The organism is Christensenella intestinihominis (assembly GCF_001678845.1).
GTDB lineage: Bacteria > Bacillota > Clostridia > Christensenellales > Christensenellaceae > Christensenella > Christensenella intestinihominis.
The window spans coordinates 152,157-176,281 of the sequence record NZ_MAIQ01000001.1 but is presented as its reverse complement, the minus strand read 5'-3'; the positions used below and the strand labels follow the sequence as shown (position 1 = coordinate 176,281).

Sequence of the window (24,125 nt, the reverse complement as noted above, 5' to 3'; positions counted from 1 at the left end):
GGTATCAGGCTTACGAAAGCAATAGATTTTTTGGCGAACCATTTATCTATGTTACGGTCACAACATTTTTCAAAAAAGACGCATTTCGGGGCGTACCACTATCACACAAGCAAAAAGACACTATGCCCGCCCTGCTTGAAATGGGTTGAGGTTTCCACGTCGGCCGCTCGAAAATCCTGCCCCGGTTTTACGATGCTGCCGGTCTGTTTTCCGCAGAAGGTGAACACACATTCCCGTGCCGGATGGAGGGCAGGCATAACACACTAGACTTTGCTTCGCAAAATCGTGTGCCAAAAGGGGGCTGCGCCCCCTTTGGAAACCCCCGCACAACCGCAGAAAAGTGTTGCCTCACAAAAACCGGGCAACACTTTTTTGCGGTTAGTGGGGTACCCCATCAACATCAGTGATGCTACTTCGGGCCAACTTGGCCCGAAGTCCGGCAGTCCCGTCGGGATTATTTATGTATCACATTAAGGATTTATTTGCGCCGTTTACAGAATTGACTATTCGCCGATATCAGGGTATAATAATATCATAAGAGGAGGACGGATATATGGATATTGTCGGGCATCGGTTAAAAGGGCTTCGGAACAGTTTGCGGCTTTCACAAAAGCAGCTTGCCGGAAAGCTGGGAATCAATCAATCCAGCGTCAACCGTTATGAAAACAACCAAGCGGAAGCGTCCTATCAAACGCTTCTAAAGTACGCAGATCAGTTTGACGTTTCAATGGATTATATTTATGGCAGGACGGACAAGCCGCAGGGCAGGCTGTATGATTACAAACCCAAAATTGAGGACGATGAGGAAATGCGGCAGTTCATTGAAATGTGCTTCGACCCCGATTCGCCCATGAACGCGCGGCTGAAAGATATGCTATTGGAAATGATGAAAGGGGGCAAAAAATGAAAGCGGTGATTTATGCCCGGTACAGTTCGGATTCGCAACGAGAAGAATCCATCGAGGGGCAGCTTCGGGAGTGCGCCGCCTTTGCTGAAAAGAACGGCATCACTGTTTTGCGTCACTATATTGACCGCGCCTTTTCTGCCAAGACAGACAACCGCCCGGAGTTCCAGAACATGATAAAGGACAGCGGTAAAAAGCTGTTTGATATGGTGATCGTCTGGAAGCTAGACCGCTTCGCCCGCAACCGTTACGACAGCGCGAGGTACAAGTCTGTTTTGAAGAAGAACGGCGTTAAGGTGGTATCTGCAACCGAAGTCATTTCAGAGGGTGCGGAAGGCATTATTCTTGAATCAGTATTAGAGGGATATGCGGAATACTATTCCGCCGACCTTTCAGAGAAAGTCATTCGCGGCATGACGGACAACGCGCTGAAATGTATCTACAATGGCGGTACGCTTTCTATTGGTTATATGATTGATGAAGAACGGCATTTCCAGATAAATCCCCTGACCGCGCCGCTTGTGCTGGAAGCATTTAAGATGTACGACAACGGCGCGACCATGACCAAGGTGCGCGATTGGCTGAACGAACAGGGCCTTACCAACACAAAAGGCGGCGATATGAAATACAACAGCGTGGAGCATATGCTGAAAAACCGCCGCTACATTGGCGAGTTTCGGTATCGTGATGTCATAATTCCAGACGGTATTCCTGTAATTGTGCCGCAGGATTTATTTGATCGTGTGCAGGAGAAGATGGCGAAGAACAAAAAGGCTCCGGCGCGTCATAAGGCCGAAGACGATTATTTGCTTACGACAAAACTGTTTTGTGGGCATTGCGGCGCGTATATGTGCGGCGAAAGCGGCACGGGACGTAGCAAGGTTTACCACTATTACAAGTGCGTCAATGTGAAGAAGCGCAAGACCTGTCAAAAAAAGCCTGTCAAGAAAATATGGCTGGAAGATATGGTTGTGGACGAGACAATGAAAATCGTAATGGACGATAAGGCCATCGAAGCCATCGTTTCTATGGTGATGGATTTGCAGGAGCGCGAGAGTACCAGCCTGCCGCTGTATGAGCAGCAGTTACAGGAAACGAACAACGGTATTGAGAACATACTCAACGCCATCCAACAGGGCATATTGACGAAATCCACAAAGGGCAGGCTTGACGAACTGGAAGCAACCAAAGAGGATTTGGAAATACGGATCGCCAGCGAGAATCTTATCCGGCCAAAGGTCAGCGCGGATTTTGTGACGTTCTGGTTACACCGCTTCCGCAAGCTGGACGTGCGGCAGAAAGACCACCGCAAAATGCTGATCGATACATTCGTCAACGCGATATATCTTTATGACGATAAGGCAGTTATTACATTCAACTACAAGGACGGTTCAAAGACCATTACTTTCGATGAAATCAAGGAAAGTTTTGGTTCGGATTTGGATTGCTCTGGTGCACCACGTCGCAGCAAACTACGCTGCACGTAAAAGCCTCGCTTTTAGCGAGGCTTTTGCGTATGCTCCATTGCTCTCCTTTTCCCCACGAAACCCATTCCGTTTTACTGCATTGGGCTTTCGCCGGTGCCCCGTTTAGCCGCGTCTATCTTGTATCAACGACATACGTCGGTCTCAGACCTACTTCGCTGGGCTCGCGCTGGGGCTCCGTTTTGCGTACATCTATTTTTTGTATAAACCTCCATATAGTAAATGCTATGGACGCTATTTTGTGTTTCATATAGCACTTCATTCCTAATTGTTATGGAAATGTTATGGGATATGCCTGCCAGTTCCGAAAAACGCAGAAAATTCCATTCGATTCTGACCTCTTCCTTAATTAATCTGTGACATTTGTCTGTTATGCTTACCTTATATAAGTAGTAAACCGGTCATATTCCAGGCATATCTGCCGGAGCCGCTATACTGCGGCGTCAACAACAAAGGAGGGTTTCATAGTGGGGAAGGATATTTTAAAAATGCTTGCGGCCGACGAGGAAGAGGAACAGAAGCTGGAACAAATTTCCAATGTTATCGATTTATATGGAGGAAAGCGGGACAGCCTGATTCAAATCCTGCACCTCGCCCAGGAAATTTACGGCTATCTGCCGCTTAAGGTGCAAAAATTCATATCGGAGAAAATGGACATTCCCGTTGCGGAGATATCGGGGGTTGTAACCTTTTATTCCTTCTTTGCAACAAAACCGCGTGGCGAGCATACGATCAGGGTATGTATGGGAACCGCCTGCTATGTGCGCGGAGGAAAAAAGCTGATCGAGCGTTTACAGGACTTGCTTGGGATTGAACTTGGCGATACCACCCCGGACAGGAAGTTTTCATTTGAGATTGCGCGCTGTATCGGTGCATGCGGGCTTGCTCCCGCAATGATGATTGACGAGAAGGTATACAAGCAGGTTAATCCCAACCAATTGGAATCCATTTTGGCCCGGTACTGAGAAACGGAGGCGAAGCAAGTGAAACAGGCAATCAGAACGACAGCCCAGCTTGGTGAAATAAAGGAACGCTATTTAAAGAAACAGGAAAGCTATGAACATAATGTGCTGATATGCGGAGGAGCAGGATGCGTATCTTCAAATTGTGCTGAAATTGCCGGGGCATTGGAAAGCGAACTCGGGAAACGTGGTCTTTTGAAGCGCGTAAATGTCATCCAGACCGGGTGTATGGGGATTTGCGCGGTTGGCCCCGTAATGCTCGTACTTCCCGAACGCATTTTTTATACAAACCTGACTCCGGCAAAAGTATGTGAAATTACAGCAAGACATCTGGAGCACGGCGAAACCGTAGAAGAATATACATTTTATGATACCTCTCTGCACCGCCATATCCCGGTGATCGACGATATTGAATTTTTCAGGTCACAGGTGAGAATCGTTCTTGAAAACTGCGGCAGGATCGAATATGGAAATATCAAGGCCTATATTGCAAAAGACGGGTATCTGGCCGCGGCTGAGGCCTTGCTTCATAAAACACCGGAAGATGTTATCTCCGAGGTTGAACAATCCGGCCTGCGGGGTCGTGGAGGCGCGGGGTTTCCAACGGCGATCAAGCTGCGGAGCGGGCACACTCAAAAGAGCAGTCAAAAATACATGGTGTGTAATGCGGATGAAGGCGATCCCGGTGCATTTATGGACAGGAGCGTAATTGAAGGCGATCCCCATTCCGTAATTGAAGGAATGATCCTTGCCGCATTTGCAATCGGTGCGCAAAAAGGGTATGTATATATTCGCGCTGAATATCCGATTGCAGTGGAACGCCTTGAAAACGCAATTGACGAAGCCCGTTCATACGGACTTTTGGGCGAACGCCTGTTTGGCACGGATTTCTCGTTTGACCTTGAAATCCGAATCGGTGCGGGGGCATTTGTATGCGGCGAAGAAACCGCGCTCCTGTCTTCCATCGAGGGAAAACGCGGAGAACCCAGGCAAAAGCCGCCGTTTCCGTTTGAAAGAGGGCTTAATGACTCTCCCACGATTATTGACAATGTGGAAACATTGGCAAACCTGCCGCGCATCGTACGCAGGGGCGGGGAATGGTATTCGGGTTTTGGGCTTAAAAATGCCCCGGGCACGAAGGTGTTTGCCCTTGCCGGAGACGTGGTAAATACGGGGATCATCGAGGTTCCCATCGGCACGTCGATCGGGGATATCATCTACAAAATCGGCGGGGGAATGCGCGAGGACAAAGAATTTAAAGCGGCACAGATCGGCGGGCCGTCGGGCGGATGTATTACGAAGGAGAATCTGAACGTCCCGGCTGATTATGAATCCCTGAACGCGCTTGGAGCGATTATGGGCTCCGGCGGATTGATCGTTATGAACGAAGACACATGTATGGTGGATACGGCCCGCTTTTTTATGGATTTTATCCGTGAGGAATCCTGCGGGAAGTGCGCGGCCTGCCGGATCGGAACGAAACGCATGCTGGAAATTCTTGAAAGGATTACGCAGGGCAAGGGGGAACAGGGCGATATCGAGCTGCTGACGGAAATCGGCGAAACTGTAAAGCAAACCGCGATGTGCGGACTCGGGCAGACCGCCCCCAATCCTATATTGTCAACGATCCGCAATTTCCGGGAGGAATATGAGGAGCATATCAACCGCAAATATTGCCGCGCGGGAGTGTGCTCGGAGTTGTTTATTTCACCCTGTGAAAACACCTGTCCCGCAAATGTGAACGTTCCCGGGTATATATCCCTAATCGCCGCGGGAAGGTTTATGGATGCCTACAGGCTTATTATGCAGGAGAACCCTTTCCCCGCCGTATGCGGTCGAATCTGTACACGTCCCTGCGAGCGTAAATGCCGCAGGAGGACAGTGGACGAGGCGGTGGCAATCCGTGACCTGAAACGGTTTTCTGCGGATTACGCGTTTAAGCATGAGGAACCGTTCCAGATGCGGCTCACATTCCCCAAAAACGGGAAAAATGTCGGGATTATCGGCGCCGGGGCATCCGGGCTGACCTGTGCATATTACCTTGCCCGCCTCGGCTATGATGTGGATGTGATGGAGGCTCAGGGCGTCGCGGGCGGTGTGCTGGCGTTCGGCATTCCGGAATACCGCCTGCCGAAAGATATTCTTGCACACGAAATACACCTGATCGAGCAGGCGGGAGTAAACATTCTGCTTAACAAGGAGGTTGGCGTCGACGTAGATTTCGCAAACCTCAAGGAATACTATGACGCACTTTATGTGGCGACAGGCACCCAGTTCCCGCAAAAGGTCGGGATACCGGGCGAGAACCTGAAAGGCGTTCTTCCGGGAATCGACTTTTTGAAGGATATCCACCTGAAGCCGGATATGCGGCTGGAAGGAACCGTAGCGGTGATCGGCGGCGGAAATACCGCGATCGATTCGGCGCGTACGGCGCTGCGGATCGGCGCGGACCGCGTTGTCATCATCTACAGGCGCACGACAGATGCGATGCCCGCTTACAAGGACGAAGTGCTTGAAGCCATTGAGGAAGGCGTCGAAATTATGGAACTGACATCCCCGGTCAGATTCATAGGCGGGCACAACGAGCAAATCACCGGGATCGAATGTATCAAAATGGAAATTGGCGTCTTTGATTCTTCCGGGCGGCGGAAATCGACGCCGGTCGAAGGGTCGGACTTCATTTTGGAGGTGGACTCCGTTATTCCCGCCGTCAGCCAATACGCGGACCTGCCGTTTATTGGCAAGGATGAAATCGGTGTGACGGAATGGGGCACCTTTGTCATCGACAATATGACCCAAATGTCTACCATGGACGGCGTTTTCGCCGGGGGCGACGTTACGCGCGGACCGGATGAGGTAATTCGCGCAATCGCAGACGGGAAGCAGGCGGCAGCGTCAATCGACAAATACCTTGGCGGAAAAGGCGTTCTTAACAAGGGGGAAGCGATCGATATCCCGGATGTATATGACGAAGGCGAGGTTGTTTTCCACAAGCGGTTTGAACGGGAAATCCTGCCGATGGGGGAACGGAAAAAGACTTTTGACGAAGTTGTGCTCGGATATCACAGGATCAATGCCATTGCCGAAGCAATGCGTTGCCTGCACTGCGACAGGAGGTAAGTGATGGTACATTTGACGATCAACCAAAAACCGGTCAGCGTACCGGAAGGAACCACGATTATAGAGGCGGCCAAACAATGCGGAGTCCATATACCGAGCCTTTGTTACATGAAGGACATCCACAAATTCGGGTCGTGCAGGATTTGTTCCGTGGAAGTGGAAGGGGCCAAAACCTTAATGGCGTCCTGCATGACCGAGGTGCGTGAGGATATGGCCGTTCAGACAAATACGCAGCGGGTACGCAACGCACGCAAGGTGCTCTATGAGCTTCTGCTTTCCGACCATTCCAAAAATTGCCTTTCCTGCAGCCGGAATCAGAGCTGCGAACTGCAAAAGCTCGGAGAAACGCTTGGAGTGACGGAAACCCGTTTTAAAACCGACAGTTCCCGCCAGAGTATCGATACTTCCGTTTCCATTACGCGCGACCTTTCCAAGTGCATTCTGTGCCGCAGATGTGTTACGGCGTGCAACCAAATTCAAGGGGTCGGCGTGCTGAATGCCCAAAAAAGGGGCTTCGACACAATGATCGCCCCGGCGATGGGGCTGCCTGTAAGCGAAGCGAATTGCACCTTCTGCGGGCAGTGCACTGTTGTGTGCCCTGTCGGCGCGCTGCGGGAGACCGATTCCACCGCGCGGGTGTGGCAGGCGCTGAACGATCCTGAGACGCGTGTCGTGATACAGGCGGCACCGGCCGTGCGGGTAGCCCTCGGAGAATTATTCGGTTATCCTCCGGGCACGAGTGTCACCGGGAAAATGGCGGCGGCCATGCGGGCGCTTGGAGCGGATGACGTATTTGATACGGATTGGAGCGCAGACCTTACCATTATGGAGGAAGGCACGGAATTCTTGGGGCGGCTTACCAGGTATATCAACAGGGAAGCGACTGTGCTTCCTATGATCACAAGCTGTTCCCCTGGGTGGATTAAATATATTGAACACTATTACCCGGAGCAGACAGCGCATCTTTCCTCCTGTAAATCTCCGCACATGATGCTTGGAGCCATGGCAAAAACATATTATGCGGAAAAAAGCGGAATCGATCCTGAAAAAATGTTTGTCGTATCGGTGATGCCCTGTACCGCGAAAAAGTTTGAAATTACACGGGAAGAGATGAAACGTAACGGGATCGCTGACGTGGACGCCGTGATTACCACCCGTGAGCTGGGGGCAATGATCCGGCAGGCGGGAATTGATTTTTGCGCCCTTGAGGAGGAAGGTTTCGACGAGCCGCTCGGCATGTCCACAGGCGCGGCCGATATTTTCGGATTAACGGGAGGGGTAATGGAAGCAGCCTTACGCACTGTATATGCCATTGTATGCGGGCGGAACCTGCCGTTTGAAAATCTGCATGTCACCCCGATTGTAGGGCTTGACCGCGTTAAGGAGGCGACGTTGCGTTTTGAAAACGTCCTGCCCGCGTACCGTGAATTTGAGGGCAGGGAAGTGCGCATCGGCGTAACAAGCGGGCTTGCGGGCGCCAAACAATTGGTTGAGCAGATTGCCCACGGTACCTCGCCTTATCACTTTATCGAAATCATGGGCTGCCCGGGTGGATGTATCACCGGGGGCGGACAACCGCGAAGCGAAGACCCCAAGGTGCGCGAAAAGCGCCTTTCGGCCCTCTATTCGGAGGACGAGGGTAAACAAATCCGCCAGTCGCATGAAAATCCTTCCATCCAGGCCTTATATGCGGAATATTTGGGCGGGCCGGGAAGTAAAAAAGCGCATGAGCTGCTGCATACAAAATATGTAAAGCGCGGGACATTTGAATTTTTGACCGAAATTCCAGCCGAAAAAAGCTTTAAGGCCGCACAGGAAACGCGCGGGCAGCACAAGCCCCAGCGGCTCATGGGCGATATTGAAACCGTTCGCGTCAAGACACTGGAGCAGGAGAACGAACGCTTGCGCGATGAACTTGCGGAGATGAAGGAAACAACGGATATCTACAAACAGGTCATTTCCGATTATACGGGAAAGGGAAAGTAAAAAACCATCGGCGGAAAGGAAGGTCCATGCTTTCGCGTGGGCCTTTTCTTTATTGCGGTTACGGCTTGCAACATAAAGACATTTTTCTTATAATGAGGTCATAAAAGGGGAACGGAAATGACAAATTTGTTAATTGCAGACGCGGATGCGGAGACACGTTTGAAAATCAGGAATTATGCGGACCCCCGCGAATTCCTGATCGACGAAGCAAGCGATGGAATCAGCGCAATTAAATTGTTTCGCCGCAAGGAATACGACCTGATTGCATTGGATGTTTTCCTGCCCGAGCTTGACGGCCTCAACGTATGCCGCCAGATACGAAAGGTCTCGGCGGTACCGGTTGTGTTCCTGACCGCAAAAAGCAGGGAATTCGACCGCCTTGCCGGCTTTGAAGCCGGCGGCGACGATTATATTGTAAAGCCGTTTTACGTCTCCGAATTATTTGCCCGTATCCACGCTATTTTAAACCGTTGCAGGGGAACGCAAAAAAGAATCCTGCTGTCTGTTGACGGCCTGTCCGTCAATTTGAATTCCCGGTCGGTATGGACAGACGATATACAGGTATTCCTGACTCCAAAGGAATATGATCTGCTGGTATTTCTGATGCAGAATCCCAATCGTGCCCTGTCGCGGGACGCCATCCTCTCCAATGTGTGGGGAGAAGAATTTAACGGCACAGACCGGACCGTGGATACGCATATCCGCACCCTGCGGGACAGTATCCGCCCGTATGGGAACCATATACTGACGGTATGGGGAATCGGTTACAAGTTTGAGCGATAGATACGATTTGGCAAAAGCCTTGCTTTTTCCGGGAATTTTCCCTGTGAAAGCACAAATTTCATCATTTACCTACTATCATATTTGTTAAGTTTATGTTACAATTATGGCAATATCCGGAAGGAGTGACGGTATGCGAAAAAAGTTTGTCAAGGTAAAACGTCGTACCTATTATCCTTTTTCTTTACGAGTTAAACGTTTTTTCTTGAATTTTAAAGATAATGTAAAGCGCATGTCGAAGACAAAGCGGTGGACAATGGCAGGGTCCGTATGTGGAGCTGCCGTTATTGTTGTCCTCCTGTTTGCCTTTGGGGTATTTGGCAACGTTCCGTTTTTCAGTTCCAATACGAGTGCGGCAAACGCAAACAATACAGTTCCCGCAGGCGGGGAAATCGCGGCGGCGGAACCGACTCCATCGCCTACGCCGGAGCCCACCCCGGAACCGACTCCCGATCCAACCCTGAAAGAGGGGATGGAAGGCCCGGAAATCCAGACCTTGCAGCAACGCCTGATGGACCTCGGATACCTTGATATCGACGAAACAACGCAATATTACGGTCCCGCGACCGCTGGCGCAATCAGCTTTTTCCAGCGCCAGCACGGTCTCGAGCAGGACGGCGTATGCGGCCCCCAGACGCTTGCGGTCATTTATACCGACGATGCGAAGCCTTACACCCTGCTGGAGGGAACAAGCGGCGACGACGTAGACCTCCTGCAGGAACGTTTACAGGAGCTCGGTTACCTTGGCAAGGCGACCGGCTATTACGGCACGGAAACCGTTGACGCCGTGAAGCGCTTCCAGGAGCGCAACGATCTTGGCGTCGATGGAAAGACCGGCGAAATGACGCTTTCTTTGATTTATTCGTCGGATGCAAAAGCAACGCCTGAAAAGCAAGCGGAAATCCAGCGCAAGGGCAGTATCGATACATTTATTTCCGTAGCGGAGGACCAGCTTGGATGCCCGTATGTATGGGGTGCATCGGGGCCTGATTCGTTTGACTGTTCCGGCCTTGTTACATATTGCCTGCGGCAGGCGGGCACTTCGACCGGCCGTCTCAATGCGGCAGGGTTTTCGCAAAATTCTTCATGGGAGAAAATCTCTTTTGATAATTTGCAGCGCGGCGACCTGATTTTTTATTCCAACAACGCGGGCACACGGGTCGGACACGTTGGTATTGTGGTCGGGGACGGAATGATGATCGATGCTTCTTCCTCAAACGGAAAGGTCGTGCACCGCAGTTATGACTCCTCCTATTGGCGAAATCATTTTGTATGTGGTCGTCGGCCTTGGTAAACCAATCAGTAGCTTTGAAAATCCATCCATTTCATGGGTGGATTTTTTTGTGCGGATAAAGCCTTTGATGGTGGATTTTGTTCGGATTTTGCATTATAATAAATGGTATGAACGATATGGAAAAATTGAAAGCTGAAGTCAGGGAAAAAGGCCTGAAATACCACATTATCACATATGGCTGCCAGATGAATATGCATGAGTCTGAAAAGATTGCGGGGATTCTGGAAAGCATTGGATATATGCCGGCGGACTCGAAAGAAGATGCCGATTTTATTTTGTTTAACACTTGCTGTGTCCGGGAGAACGCGGAACAGAAAACATTTGGAAATGTAGGCCGTATTAAAAAACTGAAGCAGGCAAATAAGGAATTGCTTGTTTCAGTTTGCGGTTGTATGATGCAGCAGGAAAGCGCCGCAAAAAAACTGATGGAAACGTTCCCGTTTGTGGATATTGTTTTTGGGACGCATAATCTGTATGAGCTTCCGGAGATGATTTTGGCATGCAAATCGGGAACCGGCCGTATCTACAGCGCCCCTGAAACGGAAGAGCTGCATGACGACGTCCCGCAAAAACGTGCGGAGGGGCCGCTTGCATCCGTCAACATTATGTATGGCTGCAACAATTTCTGTTCCTACTGCATCGTTCCTTACGTGCGGGGAAGGGAACGTTCGCGCAGTGCGGAGGACGTCATTTCCGAAGTCTCGGGGCTTGTTTCGGCGGGATACCGCGAGGTGATGCTGCTCGGCCAAAATGTGAATTCCTATGACGGCGGGATTAATTTTGCCCGGCTTCTCGGGCGTATTTGTGAGGAAACGGATATTCCGCGGATTCGCTTTATGACCTCTCATCCCAAGGATTTATCGGACGAATTAATTGAAGTAGTTGCCGCATATCCGCAAATTTGCCGTCATATTCATTTGCCCGTACAATCCGGCAGCTCGCGCATTTTGCAGGAAATGAACCGAAAGTATACGCGGGAAACCTATATTTCACTTGTGAAAAAAATACGCCGGAAAATCCCCGGAATTGCGGTTACAACCGATATTATCGTTGGATTTCCGGGGGAAACGGAAGCCGATTTTGAAGATACGCTTTCTTTGGTGGGTGAGCTTCGTTTTGATTCCGCATTTACCTTCGTTTATTCACCGCGTTCCGGGACCCGTGCGGCAGAAATGCCGGACCAGGTGGAAGAAGCGGTACAAACGGAACGCATTATGAAGCTGGTGGCGTTGCAGAACAAGATTACCGAGGAGCGAAACCGGGAATATGAGGGAAAAACCGTAGAGGTTCTTGTAGAAGGGACCAGCACCAGGAATCCCGGGCATGTATGCGGCCGGACAAGCACTTCAAAGATGGTGAATTTTGAAGGCAGCGGCGCGCTGATTGGAAGCTTCGTGAATGTAAAAATTACACAGGGAAAGAAAACGACCCTGTTTGGCACTTTGGCGGAAGAGGAGACATGATGGCAGAATTGACCCCTATGATGAAGCAATATCTCGATCTCAAACAGGAATATCCGGATTGCATCCTGATGTTTCGTTTGGGCGATTTTTATGAAATGTTTTTTGAGGATGCCGAAACGGCGGCGCGTGTCCTTGAAATTGCGCTTACCGGGCGAAATTGCGGGCTTAAGGAACGCGCGCCTATGTGTGGCGTTCCGCACCATGCGGTTGACAGCTATATCAGCCGATTGATTGAAAATGGATATAAGGTGGCGATCTGTGACCAGCTTGAAGACCCGCGTGCGGCGCAGGGAATTGTGAAACGAGGGATAACGCGGGTGGTGACCCCGGGAACCGTGGTTGAAAATTCGATTCTGAATGAATCGGAAAACAATTATATCCTGTGCATCCATTTTGGCGGGGAAAGATACGGCGTTTCCTATTGCGACGTTTCTACCGGTGAATTTTTTGTCGAAGAGCTTGAGGATGAAACCGGGCTTTTAAACGAAATGACGCGCCTCAATCCCATGGAAATTTTGGTGGCGGATTCCCATGCCAAAGACCTTCTGGTGATGACGGAAAAAACGCGTTTTAAGAATACGTTCGTGAATCCGTACTTCGATTGGGCATTTGAGAAGAATACCGCGGAAAAAGCCTTATGCGGGCATTTCAAGGTCAATTCCCTCAAGGGATTCGGCTGCACGGAAATGGACAGCGGAATCAGCGCGGCCGGAGCCCTCATGCAATATCTGGTCGACACACAAAAGAATGCTTTGCTGCACATTACGGCGCTTCGTACGCTGAACGATAAATCTTATATGACGCTTGATCCCAACACGCGGCGCAACCTGGAATTGACGCAAACGTTAATGGAGGGAGGCAAACGCGGTTCCTTGCTGTGGCTGCTGGATAAAACCCGGACGGCCATGGGCGCGCGGCTGCTGAAAAAAATGATCCTCCAGCCTCTGAAAAGCATAGAGGCGATCAACGAGCGCCTTGACGCGGTGGGGGAGATCAAGGAAAATCTTTACCTGCGTGAATCCCTCACGGATTCCCTCGGAAATATTTACGACCTCGAGCGCATTATCTCCCGGATTTCTTATAGAACAATCGATGCGAAAGACTGCCTGTCGCTGAAACGTTCCATCGAAGCGCTTCCTGCGGTAAGAAATTTATTGAAAGAAGCTGCAAGTCCGCTCCTCGGGAATATCTACCAGGGGCTTGACGATTTGCAGGACCTTTTCACCTTGCTGGACAGCGCGATCAATGAAGACGCGCCGATCGGCATTATGGATGGCAATATTATCAAGCCCGGCTATGACGAGGAGATTGACCGCCTGATTTCCGCTTCCAAAAACGGTAAATCGTGGCTTGCCGAGCTTGAAGCGCGTGAAAAGGAAGAGACGGGGATCAGGAACCTGAAAATTGGTTATAACAAAATATTCGGTTATTACATTGAGGTAACAAAATCGAATCTTTCCCAGGTTCCTTACCGCTATTTGCGCAAACAAACCCTTGCAAACTGTGAACGGTATATTACCGAGGAGCTCAAGGAAATGGAGGATACGATCCTCGGTGCGGAAGAAAAAAGGAAGACCCTTGAATATGAAGCCTTTTTGAAAATCCGTGCGGCCTTAGGCGATAATGTAGCGCGTATCCAAGCGTGTGCAGCCCGTATCGCGCTTTTGGATGCACTGCAGTCCTTTGCCTGCGTTGCCTATGAAAATGCGTATGTACGGCCGGAAATGGCGGATGACGGCGTTTTGGATATTAAAAACGGCAGGCATCCCGTTGTGGAAAGTATCCGCAAGCAGGAGTTTGTTCCCAACGACGCCCTGCTTGACAACGAAAAGCAAAATATGCTGCTGATTACCGGCCCGAACATGGCAGGCAAAAGCACCTATATGCGGCAGGTTGGCCTGATTGTGCTGATGGCGCATATCGGATGCTTCGTCCCGGCGACAAGCGCGCATATTTGCCTTGTTGACCGCATTTTCACCCGTGTGGGCGCATCGGACGACCTTGCGTCGGGGCAGAGCACTTTCATGGTCGAAATGAACGAGCTGGCCAATATCCTCAACAACGCAACCCGAAGGAGCCTTTTAATCCTCGATGAAATCGGCCGCGGAACCAGCACCACCGACGGTCTTTCCATCGCATGGGCGAGTGTGGAGTATATCATTACAAATTTGCGGGCCAAAACATTATTCGCGACACATTACCACGAGCTTGTCGAGCTTGAAAATATGTTCGATGGAATTCGTAATTATTCGGTTGCGGTAAAAGAAGTGGGGCACGATATTATTTTCCTGCATAAAATTGTTAAGGGCGGAACGGACAGGAGCTTTGGTATTGACGTCGCAAAGCTGGCCGGGCTTCCGGAACAGGTTATTTCCCGCGCGCGCGTGTTCCTGGACAAATTCCAGGAATATGAAATTTCGCTCGGCGGGCTTCCGGCGGAAAGTGAAAAGCCTCCGCAGCCAAAGGCGGCGCTTCCCGAGTGTGTGAAAAAAATCGGCAGCCTGAACATCGACACCTTAACGCCGATTGAAGCGCTGAACCTTGTGTATTCGCTCAAAAAGGAGCTCATGGATGAATCATAGAATCACAGTTTTGGATGAGACCGTCTATAAACGAATCGCGGCAGGGGAAGTCGTTGTGAATCCCGCGGCGGTTGTTAAGGAACTGATGGAAAATTCCATGGATGCGGGTGCTACGGCGATCACGGTAGAAATTTCCCAAGGGGGTAAGGAGCTGGTCCGCGTGACGGATAATGGCGCCGGGATCGTTGCCGAGGATGTTCCGCTCGCCATTCAAAAGCATGCGACAAGCAAAATCAGCACACTTGACGACCTTGATAAAATCGGGACGCTTGGGTTCCGCGGCGAGGCGCTTTCCAGTATTGCCGCCGTTTCACGGCTTACAATCCAGACCCGTACTGCAGACAGCCCGGAAGGGGCGGTCCTTACCGTCAGCGGGGAACACGGCCCGGAAATTTCTTCCGCAGGATTGGCCGAAGGAACGACCGTTAAGGTGGAAAATTTGTTCTACAATATTCCCGCACGTATGAAATTTTTGAAAAATACGTCACGGGAAACGGTAAACGTAACTTCCGTCGTTTCAAAATTGATTTTTGCGAATCCGCATATTTCAATTAAGTATATCAGCAACGGAAAAATTGTATACCACAGCCCCGGCAACGGAAGCCTGAGGGATGCAATTGTCGCGGTTTATGGGAAAGATATCGCCCATAAATTGGCGAAAGCGGATCAGGCCTCCGGCGAGGTTCGTATTCACGGCCTCGTTTCACAGCCGACGTTTCTTTACAAAAGCACCAACTATATGAGCTTTTTTTTGAACGGACGCTATGTGCAATCGAAAAATTTGCAGGCAGCCGTATTGCGTGGTTATGGGGAACGGCTGCTCCGCGGGCATTATCCGTTTTCCATACTGCATATCGATATTCCCCTGAACCGTGCGGACGTCAACGTTCATCCAAGCAAGCTCCAGGTTATGCTTTATAACGAAACGGATGTGCTGGATGCGGTTGAAACGGCCGTAAGCAAAGCGCTCGAGGAAAACAGCACGCCTCCGGTTCTTTCTTTTGCGGAAACGGGAACAGCGGAGGAGAAGAATCCGGTCAGGCCGGAACCCGCCGCAGAACCAGAAGGTCCGGATGAATTCCCGGCGCTGCGTTCCGCGGAAAAAATATATCAACCGAAACCCCGGGCGGCGCAAACGCCAAATTATGTCATGCCGCCCCGGGAAAAGCCGAACGTATTCCAGCCGACGCAGGACTTTGGGGCTTTGATCGATTCGGTGGCCAAATATAATGAGCCGGAAGAAGAGCAGGAAATGCTTGAGGATGTGCGCCGCCTGCTTGACTATCGCATTATCGGGCAAGTCTGGAATACTTATGTGATTGTTGAATGCGCGGATTGCCTCTATCTGATCGACCAGCACGCCGCACATGAACGCATCAATTTCGAGCGAATGAAAAAGGCGGCCGCGGAGGGCGGGGCTGCGGCCCAGGGGCTTCTTGTTCCTTATATTGCGACATTACCCGCGGAGGATTTTTCCCTGCTTGTCAAAAATGCGGAACTGCTGCAAAGCCTTGGTTTTGATTTGGAAGAATTTGGACCGCTGACGCTCAAATTCAGCGCCTTGCCCGCACAGGTGGAAAAAAGCACCGCGGAAAAGTTGGTTGAGGAAGTGTTATTTGAACTGCGCAACACAAAGGACGACATCCTTCTGCAGCGTGACGCGGTGATCCGGGCTTCCTGCCGCTACAGCATCAAGGCCGGATACCAGCTTTCAGATGAACAAATTGAAGAGCTGATGCGGGAAATTACCGGGCTTGAGGCAATTCCGAACTGCCCGCATGGACGGCCCATTGCCGTTGCGCTCAAAAAAAGCGATTTGCAAAAAGGATTCAAGCGTATCGTATGAAAAGCAAAGTATACGTGGTTGTGGGGCCGACTGCGTCGGGGAAAACGGCAACGGCGGTGGAACTCGCCAGGTTGACGGCAGGAGAAGTGATTTCAGCCGATTCCATGCAGATTTACCGCGAAATGAATATCGGTACGGCCAAGCCGGACGAAGGGGAGCGGCAGGGGATCGCGCACCATATGATCGATATCGTGCCTCCTGACTGTCCTTATTCCGTGGCTATGTTCCAGCAGGAAGCCTTCGGGTGGATCGAGGATATCTTAAGCAGAGGCAAAACGCCTGTTATTGCCGGTGGAACAGGGCTTTATATCAATGCGCTTACCTATCGCCTCGATTTTACGGAAACCGCATACGATCTCGAATTTCGCGCGTCGCTCGAAAAACGGGAAGCAGGGGATTTATATCAGGAGCTTTCCGAAAAAGACCCGCAGGCGGCGGCGCGTATTCATCCCAACGATAAAAAGCGCATTATCCGGCGTCTTGAAATTTTGCATCACGGAGATGGAAACGAAGAATATCGCTTTCGCGTTCCCAATGACGATTATTCGTTTGTGATGGCCGGGCTTACCATGGAGCGTGAAACGCTTTATGAACGCATCAACAAGCGGGTCGATTTGATGATGGAACGCGGACTTTTGGAAGAGGCGCGTAAGCTTTTCACAAAATACGGCAGCACGTCAACGTCTATGCAGGCCATTGGCTATAAAGAATTGATCTCATATCTCAATGGCCGGGCGGACCTGGAGGAATCGGTTGCGCTTCTCAAAAAGAATACGCGGCGTTATGCCAAGCGCCAGCTTACCTGGTTTCGGAGGGACGAACGGATTCGCTGGTATAATACTGCGGATTATCCGGATATGGCGGCAATCGCAAAAGAAATTTTAAATCAGGAGTAGAAACAAATTACAGTAATGGATATTATTTCATACATCAGCAAGCATTTTCATATCGATCCGCAGCTAGTGGAATTTGTATTTGAATGTGAAAAAGAAGTGGAGCCGGTTTTCAAATCGTTTCAGGAGACCGCCCAGGTCAATCAATTCCGTGTTATTGAGGCGTTCCAGAAAAACGGCGTGTCTGCGCGGCATTTCTATGCTTCAACAGGATATGGCTATGGCGACGAGGGGCGTGAAAAGCTGTGCCGCGTATTTGCGGACGCTTTCGGCGCGGAGGATGCCATTGTTTCCCCGATGCTGATGAGCGGCACCCACGCCATCTCTACGGCTTTATTCGGCCTCCTGCGGCCTGGCGATACTTTGTATTCGCTTACCGGGAAACCCTATGACACATTGCTTTCCACGCTTTATGGCGCAAGCGGTTCGCTGGAGGAATATGGTATCCGTTTTGACTGTACGCCTCTTGAGAGCGATGGAGGAATCAATATTGAAGCCGCCGTTACAGGGATCAAGAAGAATCTGTCCGTAAAGGTCGTTTACCTGCAGCGTTCTACCGGCTATGAAATTCGTCCCGCATTTACGGTGGAGGCCCTGGGCAAGGCGATTTCAGTAATCCGCGCCGAATTTCCGGATAAAATTATTATGGTTGATAATTGCTATGGGGAATTTGTATGCACCGAGGAGCCGACCGCTGTCGGCGCCGACGTAATTGCAGGGTCCCTTATCAAGAATCCCGGCGGCGGAATTGCGCCGACCGGAGGCTATATTGCAGGAAAAAGCGGGTTAATTGAAAAAATAGCGGGAAGTTTTTCCGCGCCCGGAATTGGTACGGAAATCGGTTCCTATGCATTCGGATACCAGCAGTATTACCAAGGATTTTTTATGGCTCCGCACACTGTCTGCCAGGCGCTACAAGGCGTAGCGCTTGCCGCGCGCGTATTTGAACGGCTGGGCTACCGGTCACAGCCTGCGTATAACGCCGTGAGGGGAGATATTACGCAATCGATTATATTCGGCAGTGAGGAACCTATGACCGGCTTTGTACGGGGAATACAGCGCGCTTCCGCCATCGACGGGCATGTTGTGCCGTATGCATGGGATATGCCCGGGTATGACGATAAAGTCATTATGGCGGCGGGAACGTTTGTACAGGGGGCTTCCGTGGAACTGACCGCAGACGGCCCCATACGCGAGCCTTATGCCGCATATTTACAGGGGGCCCTTACCTATGAGCATGCAAAATTAGGCATTCTGTATGCGCTCGACTCAATGGACCTAAAATTGCAGAGGTAAATTGCCTATTTTCGCAGTTTAACCGCGCGCGAGGCACGTTTCCGGTTATCTTCAGACATGGCCGCATAATGTTTCCGCGTTGTGTTTACGTCTTTATGGCCGAGCACATCCGCAACCAGGTAGATATCGCCCGTTTCACCATAAAGCATCGTACCATAGGTACTGCGCAGCTTATGCGGGGAAATTTTCTTTAACGGACTCGCAATACGCGCGTACTTCTTTACCATAAGTTCTACGCTGCGTACGGACATCCGTTTGCCCTGCATTGAGAGAAAAAGGGGAGAGGCGAGCTCGTAATTACCGCGGTCTTTACGTTCGTCGAGATATTCCGAAAGCGCCTGCGCCGTCTCGTCGTCAAAATAAAGCATAACCTGATTTCCGCCTTTGCGCGTTACTTTGAAGCATCCGTTTTTAAAATCAATATCGTCAACATTAATAGATACCAATTCGGAAACGCGGATTCCGGTTGTTAAAAAAAGCGTCAGGATTGCCACATCGCGTTTTACATTCTTTTTATGGTATTGTTTTTGCTTTTCCGTAAGCTGTTCGCCGCTCTCCACGATATCCAGCAGGTTGGCCACCTCGTCAGGTTCAAGGCGTACAATTGCCTTTTCATGGAGCTTAGGCGTGTCGAGCAATTCGCATATATTCTTATCCAACGCGCCTTTTCGATAATAATGTTTGAAAAAAGAACGCAGGCAGGCAACCTTGCGTGCCTTTCCGCGTTCATGGTTTTCAATAAATTTCTCGTCGTTATCCGGCGCCGTATATAAATTGAGGTAATCCAGAAACATGTAAAGGTCGTCCACCGTAATTTTTCCGAGGTCTTCCTTCGTGATTTCGGAAACTGACCGACCAATGAAAGAGGGGATTTCCCGTACCAAAAACTGGAAAAAAATCCGCAAGTCCGCCGCATAATTTACGCGCGTTAAAATCGTAGAGGTATTTTCCATGGCAATAAAAAAACTGGAGGTGAAGGATGGCAGGTCCTTCATGATCTCGCGCAGCCTGAGTGTCATTTTTTGATTCAGGTTCTGATGATAATTCGGGGAATTATCCATAGCAATAAAACTTCCTTTAGCACTAAATTCCGCAGTACGGCGCGGGTTTCCTTTATTATAGCACTTCCGGCTGTTTATTGCAATAACTATTCGCAAAACTTGTGTTTTGCGAATAGTTAGTTTTCGGACCTTTCGCCCTCTTTACTGTTTTTCTTGCCCCGACAGCAGCTCTGAAAGCTCCATATATTCCCGGTTGATGTTTTGATATAATTGTTTGATATAATTGAATGATGGGCGCGCATTTCTGATCGACACACTGCATAATTGAATCGAAACGCTTACGGACTGTTTCTACAATTTGCGAATCAAGTTTTTGCTTTTTTAACATGTCGTTTAAAATAGATAAAATCTTTTCCTTGGGATACGCCTTTTTGTAGCTTCGCGTGCCCCTGAGCGCGCTGATAATATCTGCAACTCCAACAATTTTCTGTGCCGTTGTGAGCTCCTGCGCCGTAAGCCCCCGCGGATATCCGGAGCCATCCATTTTCTCGTGATGCCGTATGGCATTTTCCTTAATCTCACGATCAATACTGTTTCCGATAATTTTTTCGGTAATATCTACGTGTGTGCGCATGACTGCCATTTCTTCCGGCGAAAGCCTGTCCGGATTTTCCAATATTTCAATGGGAATCGCAATTTTTCCCATATCATGGAGCAATGCGCCAAGATGAAGCTTATCCGCTTCTTCCCCGGTGATTCCCAATTGTTTCGCAATTTCATCACTGATTTCCATTGTGGTGATGGTGTGCGTGACAGTATGCACGCTTCTGAAATCAATGGCAAACATAGCCGTTGTCAACAGTGTGTAAACCTTATCAGGCGAAAACTCGCTCTGACGGAGAAGTTCCCGGAATTCCCCCTTATAGCTCCCATCCGTGATTTTATTAATCATATTTTCTTTTTCCTGTGCCCTGTGAAAAAGCCCAAGCGCTTCCCCGGAAAAACGTAAGCCCTCCTCACGGCGCAGGACGTCAATATCAAAACGGTTGCGTTCTGCAAAAATATAGGTATCCGCCCGGTCTGCAATATGGATCAACTGTGCTACCTTTTTATGCTGTATATCCGCATCGATATTGACTAAATCGCAGTAATTTGTATGGTGAAACAACACCGCCGGTGCGGTTTTCGCAAAAGGCGTCAGGTGTTTCAGGAATAAGTATCCATAAATGGAATGATCCCAAATATTGGCAGACTCAAATTCCATCATTCGGTCAATTTCTTCTGTTTTATATGCGCCGATATCGTGGAGAAGCGTTATAAAGACAATCTCTTTCTCATACTCTTCATCATATTCCCCACTCTCCCGCATCATCCTGTACACCATATAGGCAACACGCGAGCCGTGGTCGACCAGGCGGGAATCAATGCTATTCAAACTGCGCTGCAGAATATCAAGAACATCAATCGTTTTCAAATCCGGCATCTGTTTTATCGCTCTTTTCCTGTTTCAGGTTACTTGTTTTATGTTTTCTGGCCTGCAACATTTTTCTTGATTTGTTCACGCGCCAGCTTATCACAAAGATTATTAAGCTCATCGTCTGCGTGACCCTTTACTTTATACCATTTCACCACATGGTTTTTTGATGCGTTGACCAATTGTTTCCATAAGTCCTGGTTTTCAACGGGCTTTTTTGAAGCTGTCTTCCAGCCATTATTTTGCCAGGCGATAATCCATCCCTTATCAAAGGCATTATGAATATAGGCGCTGTCGGTATGCACCTTCACGCTGCACCGTTCCTTGAGCGCAAGAAGGCCGCGAAGGGCTGCCGTAAGCTCCATGCGGTTGTTTGTCGTATCTTCCGCAAAGCCGGAAAGTTCTTTCCTGTTTCCCTTATACTCGAGCACGCAGGCCCATCCGCCCGGCCCCGGATTTCCGGAGCATGCGCCGTCACAGTAAATAATTACTTCTTTCAGCATAAATATCCTTTGGTTATTTGGAGAGTTCCCTGGATTTTGCTACGCAGGCGTCGACCGCCCATTCAATGATTCCACGCGTCTCATTCAAATCGAAGACTTTCATTGCCTCGATGGTCGTGCCTCCCGGCGAACAAACGTTATGAATCAGCTGCGACGGCGTATCCCCCGTTTGTTTCAGCATTTCACATGCTCCTTCAAACGTTTGGACCGCAAGCCGTAGCGCAACATCCTCCGCCAGTCCATGCTTTACGCCTGCTTTTGCCAACGCATCGATAAACATGTATACGTATGCAGGACCGCTGCCCGAGACTCCGGTTACGCTGTCCATCAGGCTTCCGTCCACATGTTCTATAATGCCGATTGAACTGAAAATATTTTCAATAAAAGACTGCTCATCTTCCGTAAGGTTCGTTGGGGTTTGGATGCAAATCGCCCCCTTCCCCACCAAAAGGGGCGTATTGGGCATAATGCGCATAATACGCGCTTCCGGTTTGAGGAAGCCTTGGATTTTTTCCACCGTTACACCCGCCGCGATGGAAACAAACGCTTTCCCTTCCACTGCAATTTCTTCCAGAACAGCAGGTAATACGTTGGGTTTGACACACAAGAAAATAATATCCGCATTTTCCGCCACACCGTTTGCGCTTTCACATACGGCGGCGCCGTCGAAGGCCCTACACTTTTCCATATCCTTGTCATAGACATAAAGCTCCGTAATTCCGGCTTGCTTCATGCCTCCAATAATTGCCGCCGCCATATTTCCGCAACCGATAAAACCGGGTTTATAAGCTTTCACTATTTATTCATCCTCCCTAGGGTAGCTTTCTGTTTTTTTGCTTTCCAGAAAACATTATAGCATATTTCCCGGTTAAAAACATTCTGTAAATACAGAACCGCCCGCGCAGCGGAAGCGCGAACGGCCCTTAAAGTATGTTACAATTCCATTCGGAGGAAAAAACTATTTAATCGTCGTCACAACCGTTACATCCGGATGCAGCCTCAGGAGAGAGGAAGGAAAGCCTGTATTAAGGCTGGTATCCTCTTTCAGGCGGCGAATTGCCTCTGCCTTATCTTCCCCGTGCGCCACCATAACAATCTTATCCGCTTTCATAATTGTGCCAATGCCGATTGTGAGTGCCTGTTTCGGCATTTCGTCCACACTTGCGAAGAAACGTGCGTTGGCTTCGATTGTGCTTTCCGTGAGCGTTACGCAATAGGTTGCATAATGCAGGCTGTCGGCCGGTTCGTTAAACCCGATATGCCCGTTTCTGCCAATGCCAAGAAACGCTACATCGAGGCCGCCCAGGCTGTCGATCTGTCTTTCATAGTCTATTGCCGCCAGTTCCGGGTCTGCTGCTGTTCCATCGGGGGCATGCGTTTTGGCAAGGTCAACATTAACATGCTGGTAAAGGTTTGTATACAGGAAATGATAATAGCCCTGCTCGCTTTCCCGCGAGAGACCGACATATTCATCTACATTGAAAAAATTGCCCTGAGAAAAATCGATCTGCCCTTCCCTGTTTTGTTTCGCCAGCGCCTGATAGGTTCCGATTGGCGTCGAACCCGTCGGAAGTGCAAATACCGCATTCGGCTTCCGCTTCAATTCTTTTGCCAAAATTTCGGCTGCAGCGCCGCTCATTTGTTCATAGGTATCCGATAATATAAATTCCAAGATGATATCTCCTTTTGATCTTTATAATGTGATAATCGTATCCATTGCAGGCTTATTTGCATAGAGGGACACATAGGGGTATTCCTTATAATTCGGAAGCATTTCGAGCGTAACGTAATCATCATATCCAATTGATTTCAGCGCAGCCATGACCGCTTTAAAATCAACATCGCCCGCAAACAGGTCAACGAACGCACCTATCCCGCACTGGTCTGCGCGGTAATCGCAGAAGTGTATCTTTTTGATGTGCTTCCCTAAAATTTCAATCCATTGCTCGGGATAACCAATATAAATAATATTGCCTACGTCAAAGTATACGCCGACATACGGAGAATCGATTTCTTCCACAAACCGCTTTGTTTCAAGCGGTGAAAGCAGGAAACGGTTCCAGACATTTTCAATCCCGATCGTAACCTTGAGCTGCGCTGCAAGCGGCGCGAGCCCGGCAATTGCTTCCTGTGACCTTTCATAGGCAACGTCATACCGTATTTTTTCCGGTTCGGCCGCAAAGTCACAGCCGACATATCCCGGTACGACAAGGATCGTATCCGCCCCGAGCAAGGCGGCAATTTCAAGCTGTCTTTTTACAATTCCTTTTGCCTTTGCCCGAATTTCCGGTGAATCCGAAACCAAATTATTGTCCCACAAGGACCATACGCCGACACTTGGAATTTCAAGACCAAACTCATCCGCAATCCCTTTTATTTCCAGAACCTCCCGGTCTGTCATAGACGGATTCAGGCTGCCGCTTTCGCTGACTACCGGTTCCATACCGCTATAGCCTGCTTTCCTGATCTGCTGTGCGGCTTCCCTTACATCTACATCCTGGGCGAACGAGAAAAAACTAACTCCTTGTTTCATAGCC

General features: G+C 49.7%; 18 protein-coding genes. 12 read left to right on the top strand and 6 right to left on the bottom strand.

Annotated elements, in window-relative coordinates; all coding sequences use genetic code 11:
* Positions 1–553: 553 nt before the first annotated feature.
* From BBD38_RS00805 to BBD38_RS00750, 12 genes are all read left to right on the top strand, one after another.
* The gene (locus BBD38_RS00805; protein ID WP_066683488.1) at positions 554–907 is read left to right on the top strand and encodes a helix-turn-helix domain-containing protein; all 354 of its coding nucleotides are present in this window, start codon (positions 554–556) and stop codon (positions 905–907) included.
* Positions 904–2,391, top strand: coding sequence for a recombinase family protein (locus BBD38_RS00800; protein ID WP_066683487.1), 1,488 nt, complete (start codon positions 904–906; stop codon positions 2,389–2,391). The genes BBD38_RS00805 and BBD38_RS00800 overlap by 4 nt, the downstream gene beginning before the upstream one ends.
* Before the next feature lie 485 nt (positions 2,392–2,876).
* A complete protein-coding gene (locus BBD38_RS00795; RefSeq protein WP_066684189.1) occupies positions 2,877–3,353 on the top strand; it encodes an NADH-quinone oxidoreductase subunit NuoE family protein in 477 nt (158 codons plus the stop codon).
* Positions 3,354–3,371: 18 nt separating this feature from the next.
* Positions 3,372–6,470, top strand: a complete 3,099-nt coding sequence (locus BBD38_RS00790; protein ID WP_066683485.1) for an NADH-ubiquinone oxidoreductase-F iron-sulfur binding region domain-containing protein — start codon at positions 3,372–3,374, stop codon at positions 6,468–6,470.
* Between the two features lie 3 nt (positions 6,471–6,473).
* A complete protein-coding gene (locus BBD38_RS00785; RefSeq protein ID WP_066683483.1) occupies positions 6,474–8,456 on the top strand; it encodes an NADH-dependent [FeFe] hydrogenase, group A6 in 1,983 nt (660 codons plus the stop codon).
* A 117-nt stretch (positions 8,457–8,573) separates the two neighbouring features.
* Positions 8,574–9,239 (top strand): response regulator transcription factor, encoded by a 666-nt coding sequence (locus BBD38_RS00780; protein ID WP_066683482.1) that lies wholly within the window; start codon positions 8,574–8,576, stop codon positions 9,237–9,239.
* Between the two features lie 229 nt (positions 9,240–9,468).
* Positions 9,469–10,530: a C40 family peptidase gene (locus BBD38_RS00775; RefSeq protein WP_172807722.1), complete on the top strand. Its 1,062-nt coding sequence runs from the start codon at positions 9,469–9,471 to the stop codon at positions 10,528–10,530.
* Between the two features lie 116 nt (positions 10,531–10,646).
* Positions 10,647–11,993: a tRNA (N6-isopentenyl adenosine(37)-C2)-methylthiotransferase MiaB gene (miaB, locus tag BBD38_RS00770; protein WP_207644615.1), complete on the top strand. Its 1,347-nt coding sequence runs from the start codon at positions 10,647–10,649 to the stop codon at positions 11,991–11,993.
* A complete protein-coding gene (mutS, locus tag BBD38_RS00765; protein ID WP_328585601.1) occupies positions 11,990–14,575 on the top strand; it encodes a DNA mismatch repair protein MutS in 2,586 nt (861 codons plus the stop codon). Before miaB ends, mutS begins: the two co-directional genes overlap by 4 nt.
* A complete protein-coding gene (mutL, locus tag BBD38_RS00760) occupies positions 14,565–16,421 on the top strand; it encodes a DNA mismatch repair endonuclease MutL (protein WP_066683478.1) in 1,857 nt (618 codons plus the stop codon). The genes mutS and mutL overlap by 11 nt, the downstream gene beginning before the upstream one ends.
* Positions 16,418–17,317, top strand: a complete 900-nt coding sequence (gene miaA / locus BBD38_RS00755) for a tRNA (adenosine(37)-N6)-dimethylallyltransferase MiaA (RefSeq protein ID WP_066683476.1) — start codon at positions 16,418–16,420, stop codon at positions 17,315–17,317. The genes mutL and miaA overlap by 4 nt, the downstream gene beginning before the upstream one ends.
* A 15-nt stretch (positions 17,318–17,332) precedes the next feature.
* Positions 17,333–18,610 carry a methionine gamma-lyase family protein gene (locus tag BBD38_RS00750; RefSeq protein WP_066683473.1) on the top strand — a complete coding sequence of 426 codons (1,278 nt, stop codon included), beginning with the start codon at positions 17,333–17,335 and terminating at the stop codon, positions 18,608–18,610.
* A gap of 5 nt (positions 18,611–18,615) precedes the next feature.
* Here BBD38_RS00750 and BBD38_RS00745 read toward each other — a convergent pair whose 3' ends face one another.
* The 6 genes from BBD38_RS00745 to BBD38_RS00720 form a co-directional block, all read right to left on the bottom strand.
* On the bottom strand, positions 18,616–19,671 hold the full coding sequence (locus BBD38_RS00745; protein WP_066683471.1) for a tyrosine-type recombinase/integrase: 1,056 nt from the start codon (positions 19,669–19,671) through the stop codon (positions 18,616–18,618).
* 55 nt (positions 19,672–19,726) lie between these two features.
* Positions 19,727–21,046 (bottom strand): HD-GYP domain-containing protein, encoded by a 1,320-nt coding sequence (locus BBD38_RS00740; protein ID WP_172807721.1) that lies wholly within the window; start codon positions 21,044–21,046, stop codon positions 19,727–19,729.
* An 86-nt stretch (positions 21,047–21,132) separates the two neighbouring features.
* The gene (gene rnhA, locus BBD38_RS00735; RefSeq protein WP_066683460.1) at positions 21,133–21,588 is read right to left on the bottom strand and encodes a ribonuclease HI; all 456 of its coding nucleotides are present in this window, start codon (positions 21,586–21,588) and stop codon (positions 21,133–21,135) included.
* Between the two features lie 13 nt (positions 21,589–21,601).
* On the bottom strand, positions 21,602–22,384 hold the full coding sequence (gene proC / locus BBD38_RS00730; RefSeq protein ID WP_082989377.1) for a pyrroline-5-carboxylate reductase: 783 nt from the start codon (positions 22,382–22,384) through the stop codon (positions 21,602–21,604).
* A 162-nt stretch (positions 22,385–22,546) separates the two neighbouring features.
* On the bottom strand, positions 22,547–23,260 hold the full coding sequence (nagB, locus tag BBD38_RS00725) for a glucosamine-6-phosphate deaminase (protein WP_082989376.1): 714 nt from the start codon (positions 23,258–23,260) through the stop codon (positions 22,547–22,549).
* 21 nt (positions 23,261–23,281) lie between these two features.
* On the bottom strand, positions 23,282–24,121 hold the full coding sequence (locus tag BBD38_RS00720) for a sugar phosphate isomerase/epimerase family protein (protein WP_066683456.1): 840 nt from the start codon (positions 24,119–24,121) through the stop codon (positions 23,282–23,284).
* Between the last annotated feature and the right edge of the window lie 4 nt (positions 24,122–24,125).

Excerpts from the sequence above, each read along its gene's own strand:
- BBD38_RS00805 (WP_066683488.1), top strand. The coding sequence starts at position 554 with ATGGATATTGTCGGGCATCGGTTAAAAGGGCTTCGGAACAGTTTGCGG.
- BBD38_RS00800 (WP_066683487.1), top strand. The coding sequence starts at position 904 with ATGAAAGCGGTGATTTATGCCCGGTACAGTTCGGATTCGCAACGAGAA.
- BBD38_RS00795 (WP_066684189.1), top strand. The coding sequence starts at position 2,877 with ATGCTTGCGGCCGACGAGGAAGAGGAACAGAAGCTGGAACAAATTTCC.
- BBD38_RS00785 (WP_066683483.1), top strand. The coding sequence starts at position 6,474 with ATGGTACATTTGACGATCAACCAAAAACCGGTCAGCGTACCGGAAGGA.
- BBD38_RS00780 (WP_066683482.1), top strand. The coding sequence starts at position 8,574 with ATGACAAATTTGTTAATTGCAGACGCGGATGCGGAGACACGTTTGAAA.
- BBD38_RS00775 (WP_172807722.1), top strand. The coding sequence starts at position 9,469 with ATGTCGAAGACAAAGCGGTGGACAATGGCAGGGTCCGTATGTGGAGCT.
- miaB (WP_207644615.1), top strand. The coding sequence starts at position 10,647 with ATGGAAAAATTGAAAGCTGAAGTCAGGGAAAAAGGCCTGAAATACCAC.
- mutS (WP_328585601.1), top strand. The coding sequence starts at position 11,990 with ATGATGGCAGAATTGACCCCTATGATGAAGCAATATCTCGATCTCAAA.
- mutL (WP_066683478.1), top strand. The coding sequence starts at position 14,565 with ATGAATCATAGAATCACAGTTTTGGATGAGACCGTCTATAAACGAATC.
- miaA (WP_066683476.1), top strand. The coding sequence starts at position 16,418 with ATGAAAAGCAAAGTATACGTGGTTGTGGGGCCGACTGCGTCGGGGAAA.
- BBD38_RS00750 (WP_066683473.1), top strand. The coding sequence starts at position 17,333 with ATGGATATTATTTCATACATCAGCAAGCATTTTCATATCGATCCGCAG.
- BBD38_RS00745 (WP_066683471.1), bottom strand. The coding sequence starts at position 19,671 with ATGGATAATTCCCCGAATTATCATCAGAACCTGAATCAAAAAATGACA.
- rnhA (WP_066683460.1), bottom strand. The coding sequence starts at position 21,588 with ATGCTGAAAGAAGTAATTATTTACTGTGACGGCGCATGCTCCGGAAAT.
- BBD38_RS00720 (WP_066683456.1), bottom strand. The coding sequence starts at position 24,121 with ATGAAACAAGGAGTTAGTTTTTTCTCGTTCGCCCAGGATGTAGATGTA.